This is a genomic window from Pseudomonas syringae KCTC 12500, from assembly GCF_000507185.2.
In the GTDB taxonomy this organism is placed as follows: Bacteria; Pseudomonadota; Gammaproteobacteria; order Pseudomonadales; family Pseudomonadaceae; genus Aquipseudomonas; species Aquipseudomonas syringae.
In genome coordinates this window covers 3,248,706-3,272,846 of record NZ_AYTM02000002.1, presented here as the reverse complement: position 1 = coordinate 3,272,846, position 24,141 = coordinate 3,248,706, and the positions used below count along the sequence as shown (strand labels likewise).

The following is a 24,141-nucleotide window of genomic DNA, read 5'->3' as shown; positions in this document are numbered from 1 at the left end:
ATCCAATCTTTATATGGGACTGTGGAGAGTGCGCCTTTCTAGACTGGCGATCACGTTCGCCAAAGGCCGCCTGCAAAGCTCGCATCCCAATCAGCAATGCGCTTATTCCATAAATAATACTAATGCCTTTGCTGCCGAGTTCGCGACATCATCAGTCGAGCTGAGCAAAAGCTTACGTTGGGGAGGTTAGAGACCCCACAGCGCAGCGAACTTTCCGCCTGTAAAAAAGTATATACCCAGCAGAGAACGGCAATGAGCATGGCTTTAGCAAACATTAAAATACAACGGCATCGATCATGCCGTAGCGAAATCCCGCCTAGTCGTCAGAGCTAAAAACCTGCATCCATCGGATCCAATATTAGATTTGAATAAAAACTATCCTCTCAAAAGCGACTAGTCAAGCTTTTTGAGCGAAGACAGCTTTTCCTTATACCACCAAAGCGAACGGATGATATCAATTAGACAGCCGACTTAGTGATTGATGGATGTACGATGTCAGTTCAATGGAACTATTATATGTCAACCAGCATACTAAAATTCCGCTAGCGAATGCCTGAAAACGTGTCACTTTGCGTCTAAAAAAAACTGCCCTATCTAAATCTCGATTCGAAGATTTTGACGAAAGTAAGCGTCGTAACTCTAGTGATCCAAGTGCATCCGCGCCTTGATACTTACAGAACGCTTACAGACTTTTCACCTGCCACAACTGATCGAGCCTGGTTGTATACTCTGACTCATCAACTCGCGACGCATCGCCCATTCTGGATCGGCAGGAACACTCCCAGCTCGTAAAGTCCCTCTGCCCCAGCGTGTATTGATCTCGTCCAGGACTCCCATCACCTTCTCTGAAGATGCCGGCTGCGAAACAGCGAACATGTCATCCGTAAATTCGCCAGGCTGTCTCAGATCCAGCAACAGAACCTCAGCTTTGCTGTACTTGAACCCCGGTCGAAACAAACGATTCACTGCCTCAGTCGCCGCCCTGGTCATCAAGCGCACGTCGTTGGTGGGGTATGGCAACTCAACCAAAGCGCCGTTGGCGTACTTGGCTTCTTCCAGATTGAACATGCCGGTACGGATGCTGACGCGGATCTTCTTGCACAGCGAGTTTTGAGAACGGAGCTTCTCGGCCGCACGCTGAGTGTAGGTGGCCACCGCCTCTTTGATAGGCTGAATGGTGGTTAGCCGTTTTCCGAACATTCGGCTGCAACAGATCTCCTGCTTGGGTGGTGCAGCTTCGCCTAGCTCCAGGCACGAAGTACCTGCCAGCTCACGTGCGGTCTTTTCAATGACCACGCTGAACCGGTCGCGCAGAGTACGCGGGTCGGCGGTTGCAAGGTCCATTGCGGTGCGGATGTTCATAGCCTCCAGGTGGGCATTCATCTTCTTCCCTACCCCCCAGACCTCTGAGACCGCCGTATTACGCAGTACCCAGTTGCGGTTATGCAGGTCGCAAATGTCTACAACACCGCCTGTATGGGAAAGCAGTCGCTTAGCAGTGTGATTTGCCAGCTTGGCGAGCGTTTTCGTAGGACCGATACCCACACCCACAGGAATACCTGTGCATTTAAGAATGTTCGCCCGGATGCGTCGACCGAACGCTGTGAGATCGCCAGGCACGCCGGTGAGGTCTGCAAACGCCTCATCGATGCTGTAGACCTCGGAGGCTGGCACCATCGACTCGATGATCGACATGACACGCTCGCTCATGTCGCCATTTATGTGGAATGGAAAATCAACCCAAGGTCAGGCGAGACAGTGAAACTTGGTACGCGGCATCATGCTTTGGCGTCTTGCGACCGCGCCCCAGAGACTTGCTGACTACTGCCATTAAGAGCGGCAAGTCAAGCATGTGCTGCGCTGGCCCTACATACAGCCCTTGTAGCTCTCTGAAGCGAGCCCGTTGAGGCTGGAACTATTTTCCACGTTAAGCCACTCAACCTCTCCATGATCACTGGAGCCCCCCCATGCCTCGCATTAACCCAACTAGCTTTACTGGAATCTATATTGAAACGACAGGCAATCCGAATCGAAGTGACTACTACAAGGAGACCACATCTGCGCTGGATGAGCTGAATAGAGGACACGCCGGTCGGACGGTAATTCGCAATATTGAGGCCGCCTGTGAAATGGATCCGCAGAAGCGGGTGGTCATCTCCAAGACAGATCAGGGCTCGGAAGCCAACATGCCAGGGCACTGGACTGGCTGCGCGCGGCCGACTCGCGACCCTTTTGTACCCTTTGTAGCCGGGAGAGGCGAGTCTGTCGCGGTACGATATAACTCTAGGTTTGGTAGACGGTTCGATGACCAGTCTATCAATGGGCAACCTGACCCAAGCCTTGCTTACGTCTTTCTCGGTCATGAACTTATTCATGCATCCAGAACGTTACAAGGTACTCAATACCGAGTGAGTCGAGGCCGACCGGATGTCGACGAAGATAGCGGAGCGGCGGAGGAAGAACTCCGAACGGTTGGCATCGGGCAGTACGAAGACGAATATCCGTCAGAAAACGCAATACGTCGCGAGCATGGATTGGCGCCTCGCACAAGTTATTCAGGGAATACAGGAACAAATCTTCGTGAGCCGCCTGAACGGAACTCGCAATATACGGAGGCACGGCTCAGATCGCTCAACGCCAGACGCTGGTCAGATATGTAATCCAGCTGATGGAGTACCGGGCGCTTTGTAGCTGACGTTGATGGGTACGGGGAGCCATGGAACAAGAAGTGCGCATAGGTGCAGTAGGCTTAGCGCACGATGTTCCCGAATTCTGTGGGCGCTCCCCTCCTATCTTTGCTGCCTGGAGGTTCTGGCTGCCGCCAGGCAGCTTCATGATCGGCAGCAATTGCCCGCGCACCACCCACGGATCAGCACAAGCAGCATCAGCCCTTGCGCCGCATTCTTACCTCTCGTCCCCGCATGGTCGGATGCTGGCGAAGTTTCTCTACGGCATTGCGGAGTTCGAACATGATCTGATCAGCGAGCGAGTCAAATCAGGTCTCGCGGCTGCTCGTGCTCGAGGACGTAAGCTAGGGCGCCAAGTGGGAGTACGTCCAAAATCCGAAAAGCTTTACCCAAAAGTCATGGAAGCAATTGAAGCAGGCCGCAGCTACAGATGGATCGCCCGAGTTCTTGGTATCAGCAAAAACACCGTCACTGAAATTGTGCGTCGGCATCGCGAAACGGCTTAGGGTGTCATTTCGCTCCCAGCCGCCCCCCCTATTTTGTCCGTTTTCTCTCTCACCCCCAAGTATCTGAGGACCTGAGGGGGGGAAGTGCGCCTGACATTAACTAAACAGGGGAGCCTACAGAATTCGGAAAAAATCGTACGATAAGCTGACTTTGCTCGAGTGCGCTTCCTTTTCCGGTGCCTCCTATTGCCCAGAATTACTAGTAGTCAGATTTAATGGGGGTCTGTGCCGTAATCGCCGGAAACTCCATCGGAAAACGTCAACAGAGCGGTTTCCGGCTAATTTTGCTATCCGACACGGTATTACGTGTATGTTTTGGCTGCTCAATGAGGCCGTCTTCGGCTTGTTAAAATCCCGTTTCTGAGGCGACCGACGACAGTGGGAAGGTGCGTCCACACCTGAGTCTCACGGTGAAATGACCTGCATTAATGCAGGTTTTATAGGGATTTCGACGTTTGAAAAAATTTGGCGTTGGCCCACGTTTGCAAGGAACTGAATCCATCCCAGATGCCACACAATACGGTCATTTTAATGAAAACTTGGTGTTTGCATAACTTCATCGTTAGCGGTTGACAACCTTTAAAAGCGGCAGTGAGCCAACGCCAATCCGAGAGCTTAACGCTGACGTTGAATGCAGATCCACTATCTTGTACGGAGAACTGAGCTATGGGATGTTTCAACGTTACGGGTGCCAGTGGCAGAGCGAACAACTATGTTGTCGAGCACCACGAAGATCGGAGTTCGATAGGGCAGGAAAGCCCCAGGCAAGAGATTGCCGATAGTCCGCTGAGTCGATCTGGCCGCTCCTCCAACAGAACCTCTCCCCGCGTATCGCTGGACAGGCTCAGGGCTTTCAATCCCCCAGGCGGCGCGTCAGTTGGCGCTTTGAGAAATTGGTTCTGGCAGGGACAGGCTGTTCAACATCTGCAACAGCTCGAAGCGGAGCTCGACAACGGTTCGAGCATTCGCGAGCTGTTGGACGGCCCTGGATTTGGCGCCTTTCTGACCCATGTGATCGACGATATCGCCTCGATTTCAAACGCGGAAAACCTGTCGCCGATCAAGACCGCAGAGGCGCTCAGGCAAGCTATTAGCACCGGGCGCGGGGCGAACAATATGGATATACGTTTGAAAAACGTTCTGCAATTCGGACTTTATGCGGTCAGGGAAAAACTGCAAGGGGAAGCCGAGCTCGCCGGCTCGATGCGCACACATCCGGCTTTTCAGTCTTTCCCGGTAGCCCACACCTGGAAATTTTGCATTGAGCAAGAGCGTTGGAATGATCACGGTGCGGCATCCGGCATGCGATTTGACAACGAGCCCGGCTACATGGGTGGTATGTCGCGCGGCTTAAAATTCGTCATCGACTCGGAAGCCGGTTCCTCGTCCCGGAAAAAAGGCGAAATCGATGCTACTTGGTTGGAGAATTTGCACGACATCGCTGTCAATGGCGTGTTCCAGCGCAGCGTCATGCATAGTTGGCAGTCCGGCGTCGATGCCGACGAAGCCGTGAATGCAGTCGCCGCTCTTACCGCGCCTGGCAGCGATATCAGCGATAAGATCAGGAGCGCAGCGTCGGCAATCGACTATTTGCCGCATCACCTAACGCCATTGGCGGGTGGGTATCGACAAGACCGGATGGTCCAGTTCCCCCTGGTTCACCCCAAGAATCTGACTCCGGCCGGGCTCGGCGACCTGCAAAAGTTCCAGTCCCGATTCGCCGGGTGGGCTGAGTTTCGAAGCATCGATAATCGTCCGATCGACTGGGATGAGGTAGAGCGCGGCAACGCCGGGGTTACTTGGGCGTGCCCGGGAAAAAGCCGCAAAGAGGTTACGAAGCTGGTGCAAAATGTGCTCCGAACGCATTATCACGAGATAAAAAGGACTACCAACGCAGAGGCCGCACTGCATGTGGTGGCACGAACGTGCGCGACCCTGGAGCGCGCGCACGTGTTCATGGATGGCAACGCACGAACTTTCGGTTGCCTGCTCCTCAACAAACTGTTGCTTTCCGCAGGTTTATCACCATCCATGGCCCCTGATGCCAACGAATTCGACGGCTACTCGAACGAAGAACTGGTGGCGCGGATTCAGGAAGGACAGGATATGTTCCGGGCACATTGCCAAGCCTAGCGATCGTCCGCGCATCGCCAATGATCGCTTTTTGATGTATATACATTTTAAAATTCTTATGCATCAAGCTGAGGCTATAAAAGAGGCGTTATGCCCGATCGTGGGAAGCGGCTTGCTAGCGGAGTTACCTGTCTTCGCGGGTGTGCCACAGGCGCAGCAGCTATGACCAGAACCCGGAACGCCAGCTGGAGCATGCTGAGGTGAATAAGCTGTTCACCGACAAGGCCTCTGGCAAAGACACCCAGCGTCCGCAACTGGAGGCCTTGCTCGGCTTCGTCCGCGAGGGTGACACCGTTGTCGTGCATAGCATGGATCGCCTGGCCCGCAATCTGGATGACCTGCGCCGCCTGGTGCAAAAGCTGACCAAGCGCGGCGTGCGTATCGAGTTTTTGAAGGAAGGCTTGGTTTTCACCGGTGAAGATTCGCCGATGGCCAACCTGATGCTGTCGGTCATGGGAGCCTTTGCCGAGTTCGAGCGAGCGCTCATTCGCGAGCGGCAACGCGAGGGCATCGCCCTGGCCAAGCAGCGCGGCGCTTACAGAGGCCGCAAGAAAGCCCTATCTGATGAACAGACCGTCATGCTGCCGGTGAGCCGAAGGCCCAGTTGGCCCGTGAGTTCGGTATAAGTAGGGAAACCCTCTACCAGTACCTACGCACGGATGACTGACACATGCCTCGTCGCTCGATCCTTTCGGCCAGTGAACGCGACACCTTGCTTGCACTGCCGGACATTCAGGACGATCTGATCCGCTACTACACCTTCAACGAGTCCGACCTGTCGCTGATCCGTCAGCGACGAGGTGATGCCAATCGCCTCGGGTTTGCGATTCAGCTTTGCCTGCTGCGCTACCCCGGATACGCACTGGCCAGCGACAGCGTGTTGCCCGATCCGGTCATTGAGTGGGTGGCCCGACAGGTTCAGGTAGCTCCTGACAGTTGGGCAAAGTACGGTGAGCGCGATGTCATCCGCCGTGAACATGCCCAGGAGCTGCGCACCTACCTTGGCTTACTGCCGTTCGGGCTGTCGGACTTTCGTGCACTGGTACAAGAGTTGACCCACCTGGCCCAGCAGACCGACAAAAGCCTGTTACTCGCCGGGCAGGCCCTGGAGAGTCTGCGTCAACAACGGAGAATCTTGCCCTCCCTGACGGTGATTGATCGTGCCTGCTCCGAAGCCGTAGCGAGAGCTAACCGAAGGGTTTACCGCACCTTGATTGAGCCGCTGACTCAGTCGCATCGCAACAAGCTCGACGAATTGTTGACCCTCAAGGCGGGCAGCAATAGCACCTGGTTGACCTGGCTGCGGCAGTCACCATTGAAAGCGAATTCACGGCACATGATGGAGCACATCGAGCGGCTAAAGATTTTCCAACTGGTGGCCCTGCCCGAAGGGCTCGACCGGCAGATCCACCAGAATCGCTTGCTCAAGCTTGCCCGTGAAGGTGGACAAATGACGCCGCAGGATCTGGGCAAGTTCGAAAATGAACGGCGCTACGCCACCTTGGTGGCCATGGTGCTGGAGAGCACCGCGACGGTGATCGATGAACTGGTTGATCTGCACGACCGCATCCTGATCAAGCTGTTCAGCAGCGCCAAGAACAAGCATCAGCAGCAGTTCCAGAAGCAGGGCAAGGCGATCAACGACAAGGTTCGCCTCTACTCGAAAATAGGTCAGGCCTTGCTGGATGCCAAAGCGTCGGGTGACGATCCGTTCGCCGCCATCGAGGCCGTTTTACCGTGGGCTGAATTCGCCCAGAGCGTGACCGATGCCGAGCAGCTTGCACGCCCAGAAACGTTCGACCACTTGCACCTGGTCAGCGAGAACTTCAACACGCTGCGCCGCTACACCCCGGCTTTTCTGGAGGTACTTCAGCTACGGGCTGCACCCGCAGCGCAACGCGTGCTGGATGCTGTCCAGCAGCTGCGCGAGATGAACGCTGACAACCTGCGCAAGGTGCCATCGGACGCTCCAACCGCTTTTATCAAGCCGCGCTGGAAGCCGCTGGTGATCACGCCGGAAGGCATTGACCGGCGCTTTTACGAGATATGCGCCTTGTCCGAGCTAAAAAACGCGCTCCGCTCCGGCGACATCTGGGTCAAGGGTTCTCGGCAGTTCCGTGACTTTGAAGATTACCTGCTACCACCCGCAAAGTTTGCCGCGTTCAAGAAGGAACAGGCGCTGCCATTGGCGATCAACCCCAACAGCGACCAGTACCTGGAGGAACGTTTACAGCTGTTGGACGAGCAACTGGCGACCGTCGCCAAGCTGGCCAAGGACAACGAGTTACCTGACGCAATCCTCACCGAGTCCGGACTGAAAATCACGCCGCTGGATGCGGCGGTACCGGACACCGCCCAAGCGCTGATCGACAAGACCAGTCAGCTACTGCCACGCATCAAAATCACCGAGCTGCTGATGGACGTGGACGAGTGGACGGGATTTACCCGTCACTTTACCCACCTGAAGGATGGGGCCCTTGCCAAGGATAAAACCCTGCTACTGTCCGCAATCCTCGGCGATGCAATCAATATCGGACTGACCAAAATGGCCGATTCGAGTCCGGGCATGACTTACGCCAAGTTGTCGTGGCTGCAAGCCTGGCACATCCGCGACGAAACCTACTCGGCGGCGCTGGCCGAACTGGTCAACAGTCAGTTCAACCATGCCTTTGCGGCCAACTGGGGAGACGGCACCACCTCATCCTCCGATGGCCAGCGCTTCCGTGCAGGCGGTCGAGGCCAGAGCACGGGGCATGTAAACCCGAAGTATGGCAACGAGCCGGGACGGCTGTTCTACACCCATATCTCCGATCAGTACGCGCCGTTCAGCACCCGCGTGGTGAATGTCGGTGTGCGGGACTCGACCTACGTGCTCGATGGATTGCTGTATCACGAGTCAGATCTGCGGATCGAGGAGCACTACACCGACACGGCAGGCTTCACCGATCACGTCTTCGCTGTGATGCACCTGCTGGGATTTCGCTTTGCACCGCGCATCCGCGACCTAGGCGAAACCAAGCTGTATGTCCCACATAGTCTGCAGGACTACCCGACGCTGCGCCCGATGATCTGCGGCACGCTGAACATCAAGCACGTCCGTGCCCACTGGGACGAGATTCTGCGCCTGGCCACGTCGATCAAACAAGGCACTGTCACCGCCTCGTTGATGCTGCGCAAACTGGGGAGCTATCCGCGCCAGAACGGCTTGGCCGTGGCCCTGCGGGAGCTGGGCCGGATTGAACGCACGCTATTTATCCTGGACTGGTTGCAAAGTGTCGAGCTGCGTCGTCGCGTGCATGCAGGATTGAACAAGGGCGAGGCTCGCAATGCCTTGGCCAGGGCGGTGTTTTTCAACCGCCTCGGTGAAATCAGGGATCGGAGCTTCGAGCAGCAGCGCTACCGGGCCAGCGGCCTCAACCTGGTGACCGCCGCCATAGTGCTGTGGAACACGGTTTACCTGGAACGGGCCACCCAAGGGCTGGCTGATGCCGGGAAGCCGGTGGATAACGACCTATATCAGTATCTGTCGCCGTTGGGCTGGGAGCACGTCAACCTGACCGGCGATTACGTCTGGCGGCAGAGCCGCAAGCTGGAAGACGGGAAATTCAGGCCGTTACGACAGATCGGAAAACCTTAGCGTACGATTTTTTCCGAATTCTGTAGGCTCCCCAAACACGTCGTAAAGTCGCATAGGACCCGTTTTTAGAGGCCGATGAGGCGTGAAAAAAGCTTTTCCCCAACATCAATGCCACCTTAGCATCACGCAGAGGATGCCTTTTTTCGACTGATTGCACACTACGTTACCTTTGTATGGAACCGAACCCATCTGAAGGGCCACTCAAGCAGCGCAACATATCTACGACATAGATGTATGCACACGGGAGTGTAATTTTCAGGTAATCCTGGATGGTCCATTGGACTCCCTGCCAAACCATGTCAGCAACAATTGGGGTAGCGCCAATAGTTGCTATTTCAAGCGATCATATAGCTCAATTAACTTCTTAGGATAGTCATGATCACTCCGTCTCGATACCCAGGCATCTATATCGCCCCCCTCAGTAGCGAACCGACAGCAGCTCACACATTCAAAGAACAGGCAGAGGAAGCACTTGACCATATCAGCGCCGGCCCCTCTGGCGATAAGCTATTGCGAAAAATATCCACTCTTGCCAGTCAAAAAGATAGAAAAATCACGCTAAAAGAGATTGAAATAAATAACCAGTGTTATACCGAAGCTGTTCTGAGCAGGAGGCAGCTGGAAAAGTACGAACCAGAAAACTTTAACGAGAATCGGCACATTGCATCACAGCTATCACGAAAGGGGACCTTTACCAAAGGTGAAGGAAGCAATGCGATTATTGGCTGGTCACCAGACAAAGGAAGCATACGCTTAAATCAGAATGGCTCACCGTTACACCTTGGAATGGATAACGACGACAAAATCACGACCCTGGCTCATGAGCTCGTTCATGCTGGACATGTGTTAGGTGGCAGCTCCTTAGCGGATGGCGGAGATCGCTATAATCCACGTACGGGATCTGGCAAAGAGGAGCTTAGGGCCGTTGGATTAGATAAGTACCGCTATTCACTTACAAAAAAACCGTCAGAGAACTCCATCCGAGCTGAACACGGTCTGCCTCTGCGCATGAAGTACAGGCCACATCATTAGGGCAACCTACTGTAAGTTATTTTTTAGATATGAGTACAGGTGATTATATCTCATTTCGCACAGAAGGAATTAAGACAAACGCCGAATTAGGACGCCCATGATTATCGATTCTTTTTCGCCTCGATTTTACTGGGCGTTCTGCCATCCAGCGTCGGCACATCATCGAGCTTGCGTATCAGCCCATCTAATTTTTCCAGGTCACCTTCAACAATAGCCCGCTCATCGGCCGTCAGGGGCACGGCCTCCAGATAATGTCCGATGGACGCTTTACTTTCCAGAGCCTGCGCTCTGGCACTGGCTTTGGGAATATTAAAATCGCAGCCAGCACACGCCATTCGATGAGGACAACTGCTCCAGAACGGATTTGAACAGTACGAATCGCCCAGATCATAAAAGGTATAAGGGTCAGATGAACGTCGTGCGATTACGTCGTGGTCGATAAGCACTGACACCATGTGAGACATTTGATCCGCTTTGACAAATGATGCAGCCAGCTTGGTGGGGCGGATGCGGATGTAATGGAGCGTAGAACTGGGTGAACTGTGCCCAGACCACTGCATCAGCTCCATTAGCGACATGCCCTGCGGAACACTCGCCAATGCAGTCACGACCGAGGCGCGCCCCCGATGGCTGGTAATACGACCCCGACTGTCGTCTAGCGGGACACCTGCCTTGGCACATAGCATCGGGATAATCGTACGGTTGATGACTCCCGCGCCCATGCGCTTGCCCCGAAACTGAAACAGGTAACTGACCTTCTCCCCGGTTCGTTCATCCAGAAGTGGTGCCTGGTTCACCGGTCTTTCTTTAAGCCAGGCGTCGATTCGCTCTTTAACCACCACCGCCACGGGTTTGACAAAAGCCTTGAATGTCTTGCTGGGTGGAATATCGAGGTAGCACAAGGTCCCTGGTGGAATTGTGGTTCCGTCTTCGTGTACTAACTCATGGGGCTGGGCATGCGCACACCCCATGGACAGCCGCATAATTTCATTGCTGCGTAGCCCGGTGTGTGTCCACACCACAGCCGCCGCCTGAACCATCGCCAAGGGGTAGTGAATTTCCGAGAGCAAATCCTTACGCTCCAGGTTTAGGCTCGCCCAGACCAGCTTGAGCCAGCTGGAGTCGTCGACAACGCGTGGATTGATACCCGAGTTGAACGCCACAGTACGGGGTGTGGCCAGGTGATGACGGGGGCTGAACTTTAGACGTCCCCAGCCCCACAGTTCAAAGTCGATGAAAAAACGGCGTAAGGCATTCAGAAACGCTCGTTTTGAGTTCGGTGCAATCGGTTGACCAAGCCCTTTCAACTTCGTACCGAGCGCTGACTCCAAAGCCCACTCACCAACGGTCATCCGGTCAATAGCCGCGATGACGGCCGCGCAGGTGGATGTGTTCCAATCGACGGGGGAGCTCACCCACGGCTGCTCGCGCGTCAACCAGATGCCGGTTCTCAACATGAAGCTGTAGTTACTTTCCCGTGTCCGGGGACGTAAGGTTGAGGTGTCTCGCCAGCGACGACACCAACTGACCCAGACAGGGTCAATACCCTCGATACTCTTTTCACGCCAGTCAGCATAGCCACGCTTGCGTAACGGTTTATCCAGAATACCCAGCGCAGCTAGACCATGGGAGACTTTGCCAACCAGCCTGGCAATGCCCACGCTTCGATGGCCTTGGCCTTTAATCAAAAGCCCTTCCGTGAAAGTCTAAAGCCGAGGGTCGCCGTTTTCCAACATCAATGCCCCCAGCACGCCACTCAGGAATTTTTTAAGGTGACGCGCTGTGTAGCCCAGTGATTTCAAAACCGTGCTTAAACGAGTGAGCTCATCCTTGAATATCTTGTGCCCGAAAATGAATGATGCATAAATCGCAGATTGGCGAAATTTGGTAATGCGCTGTGGCGTACGAAAACCTCCCATGTGGTATGCGACCGCTGCCAGAAAAGGGCGCGACCCAGCTTGGGTATCGAGGAGAGCCAACCACTGCATTTCTGACCAAGACCAATAGGGGATATCAGTCCTACTAACGTGCCAGAGAATGACGGACACAGAGGAGACCGCCAATCGATCCGAAACGCCAGCGTGTGCCACGAGATCAATTAGAGGAATAACGAGTCTGGGTACACTCGATTGTAGATAGGCCCAGTCGGAACGATACCGACGATTCGAGAGTATAGTCCGCTCCAGATCCGACAGTTCCTCTTGACGCTCATAATGATCCACATCAAATGGCACGTAGCTCATGGTAAATAATGCTCCCGTGACGATTACTCCGACTTGAAGAGTTCAGCGAACAGTCGGGCGTCCAGACTACCCACCGAATGCGCCATTTTTGCAGTCAGGTCCGCGCCCGACAGGTGCACATAAATCAAGGTGGTCTTCGGATCCCGGTGACCTGCATAGGCCGTCAACTCATGCAGTTTCCACCCCGCACGAGCCAAATGCGTGAGTCGCAGATGACGAAAAGTGTGTGTGCTCAGGCATGACAGATTTGAGTCTGCGGCCCATCTTTCTACCGTTTTACTCCACGTCCACCGCGTGAGTGCCGAACCTCGATTGCGATCAGACTCGGATCGAAACAGGGCTCCTTTCGACCAACCGGCCAGACGAAGGGCATGAAGATGCGTTCCAAGTATCGGCGCAATGTCAGGGCTGTAGCACACGACACGGCTGCGTCGGCCTTTGGTCGTTTCTGCGCGCACTGAAATGAGTCGATGGGCGAGATCCAGGTCTTCGATTCTAAGGGCCACCAGTTCGGCACGACGGAGCGCACCGCAGTACGCCAACGAGAGCATAAGCCGATCACGAATAGACGACCTGGCCGCGATGCTGAGAAAGTAACGCCACTGCTCATCCGTGGGGATGTCGGGCAGCTTTATCAAGCGAGGTACCAGCCCTCTCACAAAGCCTGAATGTCCAGGGACCTGACACAAGCGGCCGTGCTGACCGCGAGGTACCGGATTCCGTGCGCAACGCCCCTGAAAAACCAGGTGGTCGTACCACAGGCGGATCGCGGTGAGGCGCTGGTGCAAGGTCGAACTCGCCACCGCGTTTTCTTGCCCGGGCAGTAGCCGACGGATGTAGAGCGTGACTTGCTCAAATGTGATGGATTCAGCCTCCAGACCGGAGGCTTCGCAGTGGAGCAAGTAATGCGCCAATCCCCTGCCGTACGCATCCAAAGTAGCCGGCGCTCTTCCCAGGTTATCGAGCAGTGTCAGCCATTCCTGAACGCTGGGGTAGCGGTGAAGCACGTGCTCATAAGAGGCAGTAGAGGCCATGGGCAATCCCCCAGAACGTCGACAGAATCAGCGTAGTCCAAAAGCATTCCACCTAACTTACTAGAGCGCGTAGTTGCTGCTGAACACCTTTATGCCGTGGCGGCGCAACACCTCTTTGATCTGAAAATAGGGAGCCCCCATCTTCACAAATGGCTTGGCGTCGTAGCTACGGGCGATGACGCAACCGTCGTTATTGCTGAGTACCACGATGGGCGTTTTCTCCAGATCTGGACGAAAAACACGCTCGCAGCTGGCATAGAAGCAATTGCAATCGATAAGCGCGAAGACAGCCTCATGCTTTTCCATGACGGCGCATGCTGTAGTTCACTACGCCCCAGATGACGAGGTTGTCACCCTCCAGGATGTGCTTGGACGGGTAGGCACTATTTTCGGATTGAAGTTTGACAACCCCATCCATCATGAAGAGCCGCTTGCAAATCGGTTCCGAATTATTAAGCGCTGCCACAACGATCTCTCCATGCTCGGCAGTGCGACTGCGATCAACGACGATCAAATCCTTATCAAAAATACCTGCCCCGATCATGCTGTCTCCGAGAATTTTCGCCAGGTAGACATGCGGTGCCCGTACCTCGGCCAGTTCGTCTAGAGACACGTGCTTCTCGATGTAATCTACAGCGGGAGAAGCAAACCCAGCTGGCACCTGAAATGAGTAGAGCGGTAGCTTGATACCCCCTTCAGACAACGGACCAAGAATGACTACGCTCATAATGAAGACCTTTCTATAAAGTTAGCTGTATATATATACAGTTAACTCTTTGGCCAGCGCGCGGTCAATCGTACTGAAAGGCATTTTCGACGAGTGACATTAGGGGTGACATCATGTGCGGACGCTACTCGATCTACGAATCCATGGACCACTACCTCAAGGAGCTTGCCCCAGAGCAGATCGTGATCAATGGATACGATCTCCTGCCCATAGAGCGCTACAACGTGGCTCCTAGCACTCGGGTTGAGATCATCCGTCCCACCGAGGAGGGTCTGAGTGTCGACAAGGTTCGGTGGGGGTGGGAGCCTTTCTGGGCGAAAGGCAAACGACCAGCCCCAATCAACGCGCGAGTCGAAACCGTGATGACGGGGAAATTCTTCAAGGAGCTATGGCCTAACGGACGGGCAGTTGCACCAGCGAACGGTTGGTTTGAATGGGTGAAGGACCCGGATGACCCCAAGAAAAAGCAGGCCTACTTCATCCGCCTTAAGAGTAAAAAGCCCATGTTCTTCGCGGCGTTGGCCCAGGTGCACAGAGGGCTTGAACCGCATGATGGTGACGGGTTCGTCATCATCACGTCGGCAAGCGACTCGGGAATGGTGGACATTCATGATCGCCGCCCGGTGGTACTGACAGCATGAAGATGCGCGGGCATGGCTTGATTCCGAAACAGCACCGCAGAAAGCCGAAGCGTTGGCAAAAGAGCACTGCAGGATTGTTGACGATTTTGAATGGTTCCCGGTTGATCGCGCAGTGGGGAACGTGCGGAATCAAGGACCGGAGCTCATCCAGCCTGTCGGGCTTTGACTGCCCCATGCCTTTGACTTCGACTCGACCAGGGGCTGTCCATCTTCGTCTGCCGCACGTCGTCCGCACCGAAAGGGGCGAAATGGGCTGAAGCAAATGGCAAAGCGAAGGGTTTGAATGGAATGGGGGAATAAGGGTAAGTGCCTTACCCGAAAAGGCCGGCGAGTCCGCCGGAAATGGATGCCAAAAGGGTACAAGAGGCGGCCTCCATAAAAATGAATTTTATAAAAAATGTTACTTAACAGATACTTGGAGGCTACATTTTTCCACGCAAGCGTGGCAACATCCGATTACTGACACTGCTTGGATCCCGCCCAATCAGGTGGCGTCTTATGCATATAACCTTTCCAGGACGGATATAGGTTTCGACTTGTCACGCTGAGCCATATAGAGCAAAAGGCCCACCAATGACTTCATCATGGGTGCCTATATGCTCAGTTTCTTCACGCGAAGAAAAGCGTCTCCGATATCGTCCAATGCTGCTGCAGGCTTTTTCAAACCAGAATCTCCCGACGCGTTGCTGTCGACTTCCCGACGGCGCCAGTTGATTGAAAACATCTGGCAGCGGACCTCTCTGCCGCGTGAGCAGTTCGAGACCCTTTACATGCAGGCATTCAAGAGCTATGCAGCCTTGGTGCAGCATCTCCCTGCCTCTGAGAATCACCACCATGCATATCATGGTGGCATGCTGGATCACGGTCTCGAAATCGTCGCCTACGCATTGAAGATACGGCAAATGTATTTGCTCCCCATCGGAGCACCGCCCGAGTCGCAGGCGGCCCAGTCGGAAGCATGGTCTGCAGCATCGGCCTACGGTGCGCTCGTCCACGACCTGGGCAAGATTGCAGTAGACGTCAAGGTTGAGCTCGCAGATGGCACTATCTGGCATCCATGGCATGGGCCTCTGGATCAGCCATACCGATTCAAGTACGTGAAAGGTCGAGACTATCGGTTACATGGGGCCGCTTCGTCGCTGATCTACTCCAATGTAATTCCGGCAAAGGCACTGGACTGGCTCAGCGGGTTTCCCGAGCTCTGGTCTCAACTCGTGTTCGCGTTCGCAGGTCAGTATGAGCATGCCGATATCCTTGGTGAAATTGTCTCCCAAGCAGACCAGGCTTCCGTGGCACAGGAACTCGGAGGCAATCCTGGTAGGGCTATGTCAGCGCCCAAACAGTCTATCCAACGGCAGTTGGCTGAAGGTTTGAGGATGCTCGTGGCGGATAAATTCAAGTTGAACCAGCCCGACGGCCCCTCGGACGGATGGCTGACTCAGGAAGGCTTGTGGCTTGTCAGCAAGCCAGCCGTAGATCAGCTCAGAGCTCTTCTATTGTCTCAGGGTATCGAGCACATCCCCACCTCCAACGCCCCAATGTTTAATCTGCTCCAGGATCAAGCGATCATTCAGCCCAACGGAGAGGGAAAAGCCATTTGGAAGGCCAGCATCGATAATGGTCGCGGCTGGAAGAACACGTTCACAGTGCTGAAAATAGCGCCGGCACTGATCTGGCCAAACACCACTGATAGACCTGAGACGTATACCGGCACGCTGACCGTGGAATCTGCGCCAATGGCGGATGACAACGAGCAAGTTCCTGCTGGAGGCGACGAATCTCAACCGGTGAACAGCAAAAATACGCCTGCAGCATCAGCATCAGAAGCGCGCCCTGCACCTAAGCAAGCACCTGCTGCAGCAAAAGATTTTGATGCGCTGGACGAGCTGCTCGATCTGTTCCCGGACCCGGTAGCGACAGCACCGACTCAACCAGCACCCGAGCCGGTAGGCGATGATGATCAGATTCCGTTTTTGCCCCCTCCTCCGGCAGCTACCAATCTTAGCCAACCTCGGCAGCTTGTGGGTAACAAGGCAGAGAACCACACAGCCCCAGTCGAAGAGCCGGCAAAAGTCTTGCCGGAAGGTAGCTCAAGCCACGGCTTGAACTTCCTCACCTGGCTGAAGGGGGGCGTGATCTCCCACAGGATCATCATCAATGACGCCAAGGCACGTGTGCATACCGTGGATGGCACTGCGTTCCTGGTGAGCCCGGACATATTCAAACGTTACGCACTTGAGCACCCAGACATAGAGCGTGAGGCTAAAGAGCGGGATCTGGAAGCTTGGCAGGTCGTTCAGCGTTCTTTTGAGAAGCTGAAAAAACATCGCAAGACTGGCGCAGGCCTGAACATCTGGACATGCCTGGTCAAAGGACCACGAAAAAGCAAGCAACTGCGGGGCTATCTGCTCATAGAGCCTACCGACGTTTTCAGCGAGGTGCCCTATGACAACCCGGTCATCAGCTTGGCAGAATTGGTAGACAAGGACACATCTGAATGAAACCGATGACGCTTCCGGAACTGACCCAGGAATACATACTCACTCATGACCTTAGGCCCGACACCGTCAAGATCTATTGGGCTGCCACAAAATCCTACGTCAGATTCTTCGGCGACTGCCTTGCCTGTGAGACGACCCACCGCGACATGCTTGACTGGCGCAGGTCTGAGCTCGAGCGGATCTCCAAGCGCAGCTGGAACACGTACTCCAGCCATTTGCGCACCATATACGGCTATGCAATCGAGCACGGTCTGCTGGATCTGGTTGTTAACCCACTTAAAAACACGCGTGTGATGCCGCCCAAGCGCCCAAAAAAGACAGTTGCGAACGACGCAAGCGTCCGCGCTCGTAACTGGTTGAGGATGCTGACCGCAGAGGAGCGTGCCACCGCAAAACGGACAGAAATTACACCTGCCTGGTTCTGGCTGAGCGTGTTCGAAACGTTCTACTACACGGGGATCAGGCTCAACGCGCTGCTATGCCTGAGATATGCGGATGTATACCTGCGCGACCGGCTGATCAGAGTTAGAGGCGAAACGGAGAAGACTCATCGTGAGTTCCTGATTCCTATCCCGGACGGCCTGATGGCTCAGCTAGAAACGCTTATGCACGCAGCGAAGGCCTTGAGGTTCCAGCCTGGTGACCAATTGTTCAACGTAAACAGATTTTCAGGCCACTACCGCCGCCATGAGATGAACTCCAACCAAGTCGAGGCAATGTATAAAAAACTCACTGCGATGACCGGTATACGGATGACGCCTCATCGCTTCCGACACACGATCGCCAGTGAGCTAATGACGCTACCGGAGCGCAACATCTATCTGACCAAGAAATTGCTGAACCACTCGAATATAGCTACCACGATGGATTACATCGAACCCGACTACGACATGATGCGGGAGGTGATGAATGAACGAGGAAAGCGGACGGCCAAAATCAGCTATATGGCAAAACCGGATGCGACGCTGCGTGCTGATAGACACCGATCAATATCTGCTCCAGTTAAGGACTTGACTCCGTCGACTACAACTCGCGAAACAACTGCAGAAGCCGAAAGCTCAGCTTGCAGGGCATTGGCCAGGCCCCGCGCACTGCCTACACCGGTCTCGACCATGGGCCCATCAACTGCTCCAGATACCAGGACAGTGAACCGCGACGAGGCGCCCTCACCCGCTAGTGATCGTGACACCGCAGTCAGCCAGCTACCGTTAGGCTGCTCCAGTCCAGAAGATCTGTTGAGAAGCTTGGGAGAACTCACCAGGTGGGTACAGAACAACATTGCCGGCGGAGGAACTGGTGCTGAACCAGAGATCGAGGAAAGACCTGTCCCAAGCCAAGATGCTCGGCATCTACGCCCGGAAATGCTGGAATTGGCCGGATGGATCGGCAGGTCAGGCTGATCACTTGCGTTGGATATTTGTAAAAATACTCAATCTGCCATTATCAGCAGATGCATCGCGATGCCGATTATTTAGTTATCAGGCCTAATGACTGCTCCATATGGGCCGATACACGCGCAGCACAGCATTTTTTGCCAAAAAAAACGCCCCGTACACAAGCTTTCGCTCGGTACGGGGCGCTCCAATTTGACATCACAGCTTGCTGGCGCTATGTTTCGCGACAGACGGCTGCTTGTTTGGGTATAAGACCCCTCATACGGTAAAGCCTGCCTCAAACTGAGACATGAACACCCATCAAGGTCCTAAAGATACAGCCACAACAGTGTTTGGTCGGGGTAAGGGGATTCGAACTCCTGACATCCTGCTCCCAAAGCAGGCGCGCTACCGGACTGCGCTATACCCCGGTAAATCAAGGCACCTCAACCAGCTGCCTGCGACCTGATACGAGTGGCATCAGATCTTTAAGATTCGGCTCCAAGGTGAACCTTGGAACCAAAAATGGTGGGTCGTGTGGGATTCGAACCTACGACCAATTGGTTAAAAGCCAACTGCTCTACCAACTGAGCTAACGACCCAAATATGGTCGGGGTAAGGGGATTCGAACTCCTGACATCCTGCTCCCAAAGCAGGCGCGCTACCGGACTGCGCTATACCCCGACTGAAACTGCATTGAACCTTGCGAAATCTGGCTCCACGACCTGGACTCGAACCAGGGACCCAGTGATTAACAGTCACTTGCTCTACCAACTGAGCTATCGCGGAACTATCGATTTCAGATTCAACTTTACAACCTGTCGCCTTGAAATCAGCTTGCTGTTAACTCGTTGATTTCAATCTCATCGACCTTTCCGCTTCGTTTGTATCGTTGCGTTCACGTCTCTGAGGCGCGCTATTCTACAATTTTAAAAACACCTGTCAACCCTATAAATTGCTTTTTAAGACAATGATTTGCGATTTTTTTTCAGATCGCCTCTCGGGCCGGATTCTACTGCTGACCGCGCCTCAAAAAAAGGCCCTCGGTTCGAGGGCCCTTCTATAGAGCGGTGACGAGCGCTGTCAGACAAACGTGATCTCGTCGTCGACCACCTTGCCGGTGATGGTCGTGCCAGGCATGAAGCTGCCCGAGAGGATCATCTGCGCCAGCGGGTTCTCGATCCAGCGCTGGATCGCCCGCTTCAGCGGCCGTGCGCCATAGACCGGGTCGTAACCAACGGCGATCAGCTTGTCCAGCGCCTCGGGGCTCAGGGTCATCGACAGCTCGCGCTCGGCCAGACGCTTGCGCAGGCGGCCCAGCTGGATGTCGGTAATACCGGCGATCTGGTCACGCGCGAGCGGTTCGAAGATCACCACTTCATCGATCCGGTTAACGAACTCCGGACGGAAGTGCGTACCGACTGCGTCCATCACCGCAGCACGCTGCGCCTCACGATCACCGACCAGTTCCTGGATCTGCGCCGAGCCCAGGTTGGAGGTCATGACGATCACGGTATTGCGGAAGTCCACCGTGCGCCCGTGACTGTCAGTCAGGCGTCCGTCTTCAAGCACCTGCAAGAGGATGTTGAATACATCGGAATGCGCCTTCTCGACCTCGTCGAGCAGAATCAGCGAATACGGTTTGCGACGCACGGCTTCGGTCAGGTAGCCGCCCTCTTCGTAACCGACGTAGCCTGGCGGCGCACCGATCAGGCGAGCCACGGAATGTTTCTCCATGAACTCGGACATGTCGATACGCACCATCGCCTCTTCGGTGTCGAACAGGAACTCGGCCAGCGCCTTGCACAGCTCAGTCTTACCCACGCCGGTCGGGCCGAGGAACATGAACGATCCACTCGGACGATTAGGGTCGGAAAGCCCGGCACGCGAACGACGCACGGCATTGGAGACCGCGACCACCGCTTCTTCTTGGCCGATCACCCGGTTGTGCAGCAGGGTTTCCATGCGCAACAGTTTCTCGCGCTCGCCTTCGAGCATCTTCGACACCGGGATACCGGTCCACTTCGACACGACCTCGGCAATTTCTTCCTCGGTTACCTTGCTGCGCAGCAACTGGTTTTCCGGCTTGCCGTGCTGGTCGACCATTTGCAGGCTGCGCTCCAGGTCCGGAATGATCCCGTACTGCAACTCGGCCATGCGGTTCAGATCGCCCCGGCGGCGCGCGGCCTCCAGTTCCTGGCGAGACTGTTCGATTTTCTGCTGGATCTGTGCCGAGCCGGTGACCTCGGCTTTTTCCGAGGTCCAGATTTCTTCAAGATCCGCGTACTCAAGCTCAAGACGCTCGATTTCGCCCTGAAGTTTTTCCAGGCGCTTGATCGCTGCCTCGTCCTTTTCCTTCTTGAGGGCCTGAGCTTCTACTTTCAGCTGGATCAGGCGACGTTCAAGGCGGTCGAGCACTTCAGGCTTGGAGTCGATCTCCATGCGAATACGGCTGGCCGCTTCGTCGATCAGGTCGATGGCTTTGTCCGGCAACTGGCGGTCGGTGATATAGCGATGGCTCAGCTTGGCCGCCGCGATGATCGCGCCGTCAGTGATGGCGACCTTGTGGTGCACTTCGTAGCGCTCTTTAAGGCCACGCAGGATCGCGATGGTGTCTTCTTCACTTGGTTCGTCGACCAGGACTTTCTGGAATCGACGCTCAAGCGCCGCATCCTTCTCTATATATTGGCGGTACTCGTTGAGCGTGGTAGCACCCACACAATGCAGCTCGCCGCGCGCCAGCGCAGGTTTGAGCATGTTGCCAGCGTCCATCGAGCCTTCGCCCTTGCCGGCACCAACCATGGTGTGCAACTCGTCGATGAACAGAATGATCTGGCCTTCCTGCTTGGACAGTTCGTTGAGCAGCGATTTGAGGCGCTCTTCGAACTCGCCACGGTACTTGGCACCGGCAATCAACGCGCCCATGTCCAGCGACAGCAAGCGCTTGCCGCGCAGGCCATCGGGTACTTCGCCATTGATGATGCGCTGCGCCAGGCCCTCGGCAATGGCGGTCTTGCCCACGCCAGGTTCGCCGATCAGCACCGGGTTGTTCTTGGTGCGGCGCTGCAGGACCTGAATGGTGCGACGAATCTCGTCATCACGACCGATCACCGGGTCGAGCTTGCCCTCTTCGGCACGCTTGGTGAGGTCAACGGTGTACTTGTCCAGCGCCTGACGCGACTCTTCGACGTTCGGGTCATTCACGGCACCTTCGCCGCGCAGGTTGTTGATGGCATTTTCCAGGGCCTTCTTGCTGACGCCCTGCCCCAGCAACAATTTGCCGAGCTTGCTGCTCTCGTCCATTGCCGCGAGCAGCACCAGCTCGCTGGAAATGAACTGGTCGCCTTTCTGCTGCGCCAGACGGTCAGCCTGATTGAGCAGGCGCGCCAGATCCTGCGACATGTTGACGTCGCCGGTCGGGTTCTGGATTTTTGGCAGGCGGTCCAGCTCTGCGCTCAGTTCCTTGCGCAGGCTGTTGATGTCGAAGCCTACCTGCAACAGCAGAGGCTTGATGGAACCGCCCTGCTGCTCAAGCAGCGCCTGCATCAAGTGCGCAGGTTCGATGGCGGGATGGTCGAGGCCAACGGCCAGCGACTGGGAATCGGATAACGCTAACTGTAATTTACTGGTCAATCTGTCGATACGCATTTGTCACCTTCCTTTAATGCAGGCCGGAGCAATGAACACACCTATAAAGAAAACCTGCTGAATAGCCAGTTAGATGCGGACGATTCTGCGCGTTTCAAGCGGGCCGGGGTTGATACAGATCAGACGAGCGTTCAGGCAAGCCTAGCTGGCTTGTGCAAAACAGCCCGGCAATCAGGCGTGTTCGATCCAGATCAGCGAAGCAAAGCGGCCAGTGCGCGCGGCGCGGCGGTAGGAAAAGAAGCGCGGGTCGGTGAAGGTATCCAGCCCGCCGCCGTACACGGCAGAGATACCTTGGGCTGCCAGTCGTAACCGGGCGAGCGCGTAGATGTCGGCCATGAAACGATCAGGATTCGAACTGGCGACAAACGCAGCGGCTGTCTGCGGGTGGCTGGCGGTAAAGGCCTCGCGCACCTCGGGGCCGACTTCGAAAGACGGCTGACCGATAGAAGGTCCCAGCCAGACCATGATGTCTTCGGCAGCACTCTGCAGGCTGTTGGCCGTCGCTTCCAGCACCCCGGCCGCCAGCCCGCGCCAGCCGGCATGCGCGGCAGCCACACGCGTACCGTCACGACGACAGAACAGCGCGGGCAGGCAATCGGCGGTCATGATGGTGCAGGCCACGCCAGGCGTGCTCGTCCAGCTGGCATCGGCTTCAACGACGCGGGATGGATCAGCAGGTACGACGTCTACGCCGTGCACCTGCTTCAACCAGGCGGGCTGAGCATTGAGACTGGAGGTCAGGCGCTGGCGATTGGTCGCCACGGCCTGTGGGCTGTCATCGACGTGATCGCCCAGATTGAAGCTGTCGAATGGGGCCAGGCTGACCCCACCCGAGCGAGTGGTAACGCAGGACTTGATCTGTGCTGGCGCAGGCCAGTCAGGTATCAGCCAGTCATTCACCCGATGAACGCCTCGCGATCCTGCTTGAGCAAGGACAGCAACCAGACGAAATCGTCCGGCAACGGCGATTCCCAGCTCATGCGCTTACCGGTGGTCGGATGATCCAGCTCCAGGAAGCGGGCATGCAACGCCTGCCGCGGGAAGGTCTTGAGCGAATCGACCATGGTCAGGCTGGCCGCTGGCGGAATACGGAAACGCCCGCCATAGGCAGGGTCGCCGACCAACGGATAGTTGATGTGCGCCATGTGCACGCGAATCTGGTGGGTACGCCCGGTTTCCAGCTTGACCCGGACATGGGTGTGCGAACGGAAACGCTCCAGCACGCGGTAATGACTGACCGCCTGCTTGCCGCCTTCCATTACCGCCATGCGCTGGCGCTGCTGGCCGTGACGGCCGATGGGCGCGTCGATCTTGCCGCCTGCGGTCACCACGCCGATCACGATGCACTCGTAGATGCGGCTGACACTGCGACTCTGCAACTGGGTAACCAGCTGTGTCTGCGCCTGAATGGTCTTGGCGACCACCATCAGACCGGTGGTGTCCTTGTCCAGACGGTGCACGATGCCGGCACGCGGAACATTGATGATGTCCGGCACATGGTGCAGCAAGGCGTTGAGCAGCGTGCCATCGGCATGACCGGCGGCCGGATGCACCACCAGCCCGGCAGGTTTGTTGATGACGAGGATCTGGTCGTCTTCATAGATGATGTCGAGCTCGATGTCCTGAGCGACCCATTCACCCTGGGCCTCCTGCTCGGCAATCAGCTCGAGAACAGCGCCACCGTGCACGATGTCGCGAGGGCGCAGAACGCCTCCGTCCACAGTCAGGCGGCCGTCCTTGATCCAGGCGGAAAGGCGCGAGCGCGAGTGCTCAGCGAATAATTGTGCGGCGACTTGATCGAGGCGTTGACCGCCCAATTCGGACGGCACCTCTGCGCGGAGTTCTATATTTTCGGACATGACCAGACTAGGTGGCGGCTAGCCTTTGGTTTCGGCAGCGCGCTTGTGGTTAAATACGGCGTCTTTTGTCCCGCCGGTATCGCGGGGCGCTCATCATAACAGGACGGCCCCGCCCAAGAC

At 55.7% G+C, this 24,141-nt stretch carries 11 protein-coding genes, 4 tRNA genes and 6 pseudogenes; 9 read left to right on the top strand and 12 right to left on the bottom strand.

What is annotated here, in order from left to right; genetic code table 11:
* Window positions 1-682: 682 nt before the first annotated feature.
* Window positions 683-1,728, bottom strand: a pseudogene (locus V476_RS14800) (DUF4113 domain-containing protein); the annotation flags it as partial.
* Window positions 1,729-1,967: 239 nt separating this feature from the next.
* Here V476_RS14800 and V476_RS27240 point away from each other — a divergent pair.
* The 6 genes and pseudogenes from V476_RS27240 (at window position 1,968) to xopG (ending at window position 9,995) form a co-directional block, all read left to right on the top strand.
* Window positions 1,968-2,660, top strand: coding sequence for a M91 family zinc metallopeptidase (locus V476_RS27240; protein WP_161780157.1), 693 nt, complete (start codon window positions 1,968-1,970; stop codon window positions 2,658-2,660).
* 56 nt (window positions 2,661-2,716) lie between these two features.
* A complete protein-coding gene (locus V476_RS28930; protein ID WP_235810942.1) occupies window positions 2,717-3,193 on the top strand; it encodes a recombinase family protein in 477 nt (158 codons plus the stop codon).
* A gap of 666 nt (window positions 3,194-3,859) precedes the next feature.
* Window positions 3,860-5,326: a hypothetical protein gene (locus tag V476_RS14795; protein WP_024960195.1), complete on the top strand. Its 1,467-nt coding sequence runs from the start codon at window positions 3,860-3,862 to the stop codon at window positions 5,324-5,326.
* Between the two features lie 128 nt (window positions 5,327-5,454).
* Window positions 5,455-5,993 (top strand): annotated as a pseudogene (locus V476_RS14790) (recombinase family protein).
* Between the two features lie 3 nt (window positions 5,994-5,996).
* The gene (locus tag V476_RS14785) at window positions 5,997-8,963 is read left to right on the top strand and encodes a Tn3 family transposase (protein ID WP_024960196.1); all 2,967 of its coding nucleotides are present in this window, start codon (window positions 5,997-5,999) and stop codon (window positions 8,961-8,963) included.
* Window positions 8,964-9,338: 375 nt separating this feature from the next.
* Entirely contained in the window at window positions 9,339-9,995 is a 657-nt protein-coding gene (gene xopG, locus V476_RS27230; RefSeq protein WP_080278517.1) for a XopG/HopH/AvrPtoH family type III secretion system effector, read from the top strand.
* A 101-nt stretch (window positions 9,996-10,096) separates the two neighbouring features.
* Here xopG and V476_RS14780 read toward each other — a convergent pair.
* The 4 genes and pseudogenes from V476_RS14780 to V476_RS14765 form a co-directional block, all read right to left on the bottom strand.
* A pseudogene (locus V476_RS14780) lies at window positions 10,097-12,238 on the bottom strand (tyrosine-type recombinase/integrase).
* Window positions 12,239-12,261: 23 nt separating this feature from the next.
* Window positions 12,262-13,272, bottom strand: coding sequence for a tyrosine-type recombinase/integrase (locus tag V476_RS14775; RefSeq protein ID WP_024960197.1), 1,011 nt, complete (start codon window positions 13,270-13,272; stop codon window positions 12,262-12,264).
* Window positions 13,273-13,335: 63 nt separating this feature from the next.
* Window positions 13,336-13,578 (bottom strand): annotated as a pseudogene (locus V476_RS14770) (Y-family DNA polymerase); the annotation flags it as partial.
* Window positions 13,565-13,999, bottom strand: coding sequence for a LexA family protein (locus V476_RS14765; protein WP_003318766.1), 435 nt, complete (start codon window positions 13,997-13,999; stop codon window positions 13,565-13,567). The pseudogene V476_RS14770 and the gene V476_RS14765, both read right to left, overlap by 14 nt.
* Before the next feature lie 113 nt (window positions 14,000-14,112).
* Here V476_RS14765 and V476_RS14760 point away from each other — a divergent pair.
* From V476_RS14760 to V476_RS14750, 3 genes and pseudogenes are all read left to right on the top strand, one after another.
* A pseudogene (locus V476_RS14760) lies at window positions 14,113-14,806 on the top strand (SOS response-associated peptidase family protein).
* A 523-nt stretch (window positions 14,807-15,329) separates the two neighbouring features.
* Window positions 15,330-17,141 (top strand): annotated as a pseudogene (gene mobH, locus V476_RS14755) (MobH family relaxase); the annotation flags it as partial.
* Entirely contained in the window at window positions 17,138-18,541 is a 1,404-nt protein-coding gene (locus V476_RS14750; RefSeq protein ID WP_024960200.1) for a site-specific integrase, read from the top strand. The pseudogene mobH and the gene V476_RS14750, both read left to right, overlap by 4 nt.
* 327 nt (window positions 18,542-18,868) lie before the next feature.
* On the opposite strand, the gene V476_RS14745 is transcribed toward V476_RS14750, so the two are convergent.
* From V476_RS14745 to rluD, 7 genes are all read right to left on the bottom strand, one after another.
* A tRNA-Pro gene (locus V476_RS14745) sits at window positions 18,869-18,945 on the bottom strand.
* A gap of 95 nt (window positions 18,946-19,040) precedes the next feature.
* Window positions 19,041-19,116: transfer RNA gene (locus V476_RS14740), tRNA-Lys, on the bottom strand.
* A gap of 5 nt (window positions 19,117-19,121) precedes the next feature.
* Window positions 19,122-19,198 (bottom strand) — tRNA-Pro (locus V476_RS14735).
* A 29-nt stretch (window positions 19,199-19,227) separates the two neighbouring features.
* Window positions 19,228-19,303 (bottom strand) — tRNA-Asn (locus V476_RS14730).
* A gap of 294 nt (window positions 19,304-19,597) precedes the next feature.
* A complete protein-coding gene (gene clpB / locus V476_RS14725) occupies window positions 19,598-22,162 on the bottom strand; it encodes an ATP-dependent chaperone ClpB (RefSeq protein WP_003318768.1) in 2,565 nt (854 codons plus the stop codon).
* Window positions 22,163-22,333: 171 nt separating this feature from the next.
* Entirely contained in the window at window positions 22,334-23,062 is a 729-nt protein-coding gene (gene pgeF, locus V476_RS14720) for a peptidoglycan editing factor PgeF (RefSeq protein ID WP_024960201.1), read from the bottom strand.
* Window positions 23,059-24,021 (bottom strand): 23S rRNA pseudouridine(1911/1915/1917) synthase RluD, encoded by a 963-nt coding sequence (rluD, locus tag V476_RS14715; RefSeq protein WP_002551999.1) that lies wholly within the window; start codon window positions 24,019-24,021, stop codon window positions 23,059-23,061. The genes pgeF and rluD overlap by 4 nt, the downstream gene beginning before the upstream one ends.
* Window positions 24,022-24,141: the final 120 nt, after the last annotated feature.

Bases quoted from the DNA above. Each gene is read 5' to 3' on its own strand.
- V476_RS14765 (WP_003318766.1), bottom strand. From the start codon at position 13,999: ATGAGCGTAGTCATTCTTGGTCCGTTGTCTGAAGGGGGTATCAAGCTA.
- V476_RS14785 (WP_024960196.1), top strand. From the start codon at position 5,997: ATGCCTCGTCGCTCGATCCTTTCGGCCAGTGAACGCGACACCTTGCTT.
- clpB (WP_003318768.1), bottom strand. From the start codon at position 22,162: ATGCGTATCGACAGATTGACCAGTAAATTACAGTTAGCGTTATCCGAT.
- rluD (WP_002551999.1), bottom strand. From the start codon at position 24,021: ATGTCCGAAAATATAGAACTCCGCGCAGAGGTGCCGTCCGAATTGGGC.
- V476_RS14795 (WP_024960195.1), top strand. From the start codon at position 3,860: ATGGGATGTTTCAACGTTACGGGTGCCAGTGGCAGAGCGAACAACTAT.
- V476_RS27240 (WP_161780157.1), top strand. From the start codon at position 1,968: ATGCCTCGCATTAACCCAACTAGCTTTACTGGAATCTATATTGAAACG.
- V476_RS14750 (WP_024960200.1), top strand. From the start codon at position 17,138: ATGAAACCGATGACGCTTCCGGAACTGACCCAGGAATACATACTCACT.
- xopG (WP_080278517.1), top strand. From the start codon at position 9,339: ATGATCACTCCGTCTCGATACCCAGGCATCTATATCGCCCCCCTCAGT.
- V476_RS14775 (WP_024960197.1), bottom strand. From the start codon at position 13,272: ATGGCCTCTACTGCCTCTTATGAGCACGTGCTTCACCGCTACCCCAGC.
- V476_RS28930 (WP_235810942.1), top strand. From the start codon at position 2,717: ATGGAACAAGAAGTGCGCATAGGTGCAGTAGGCTTAGCGCACGATGTT.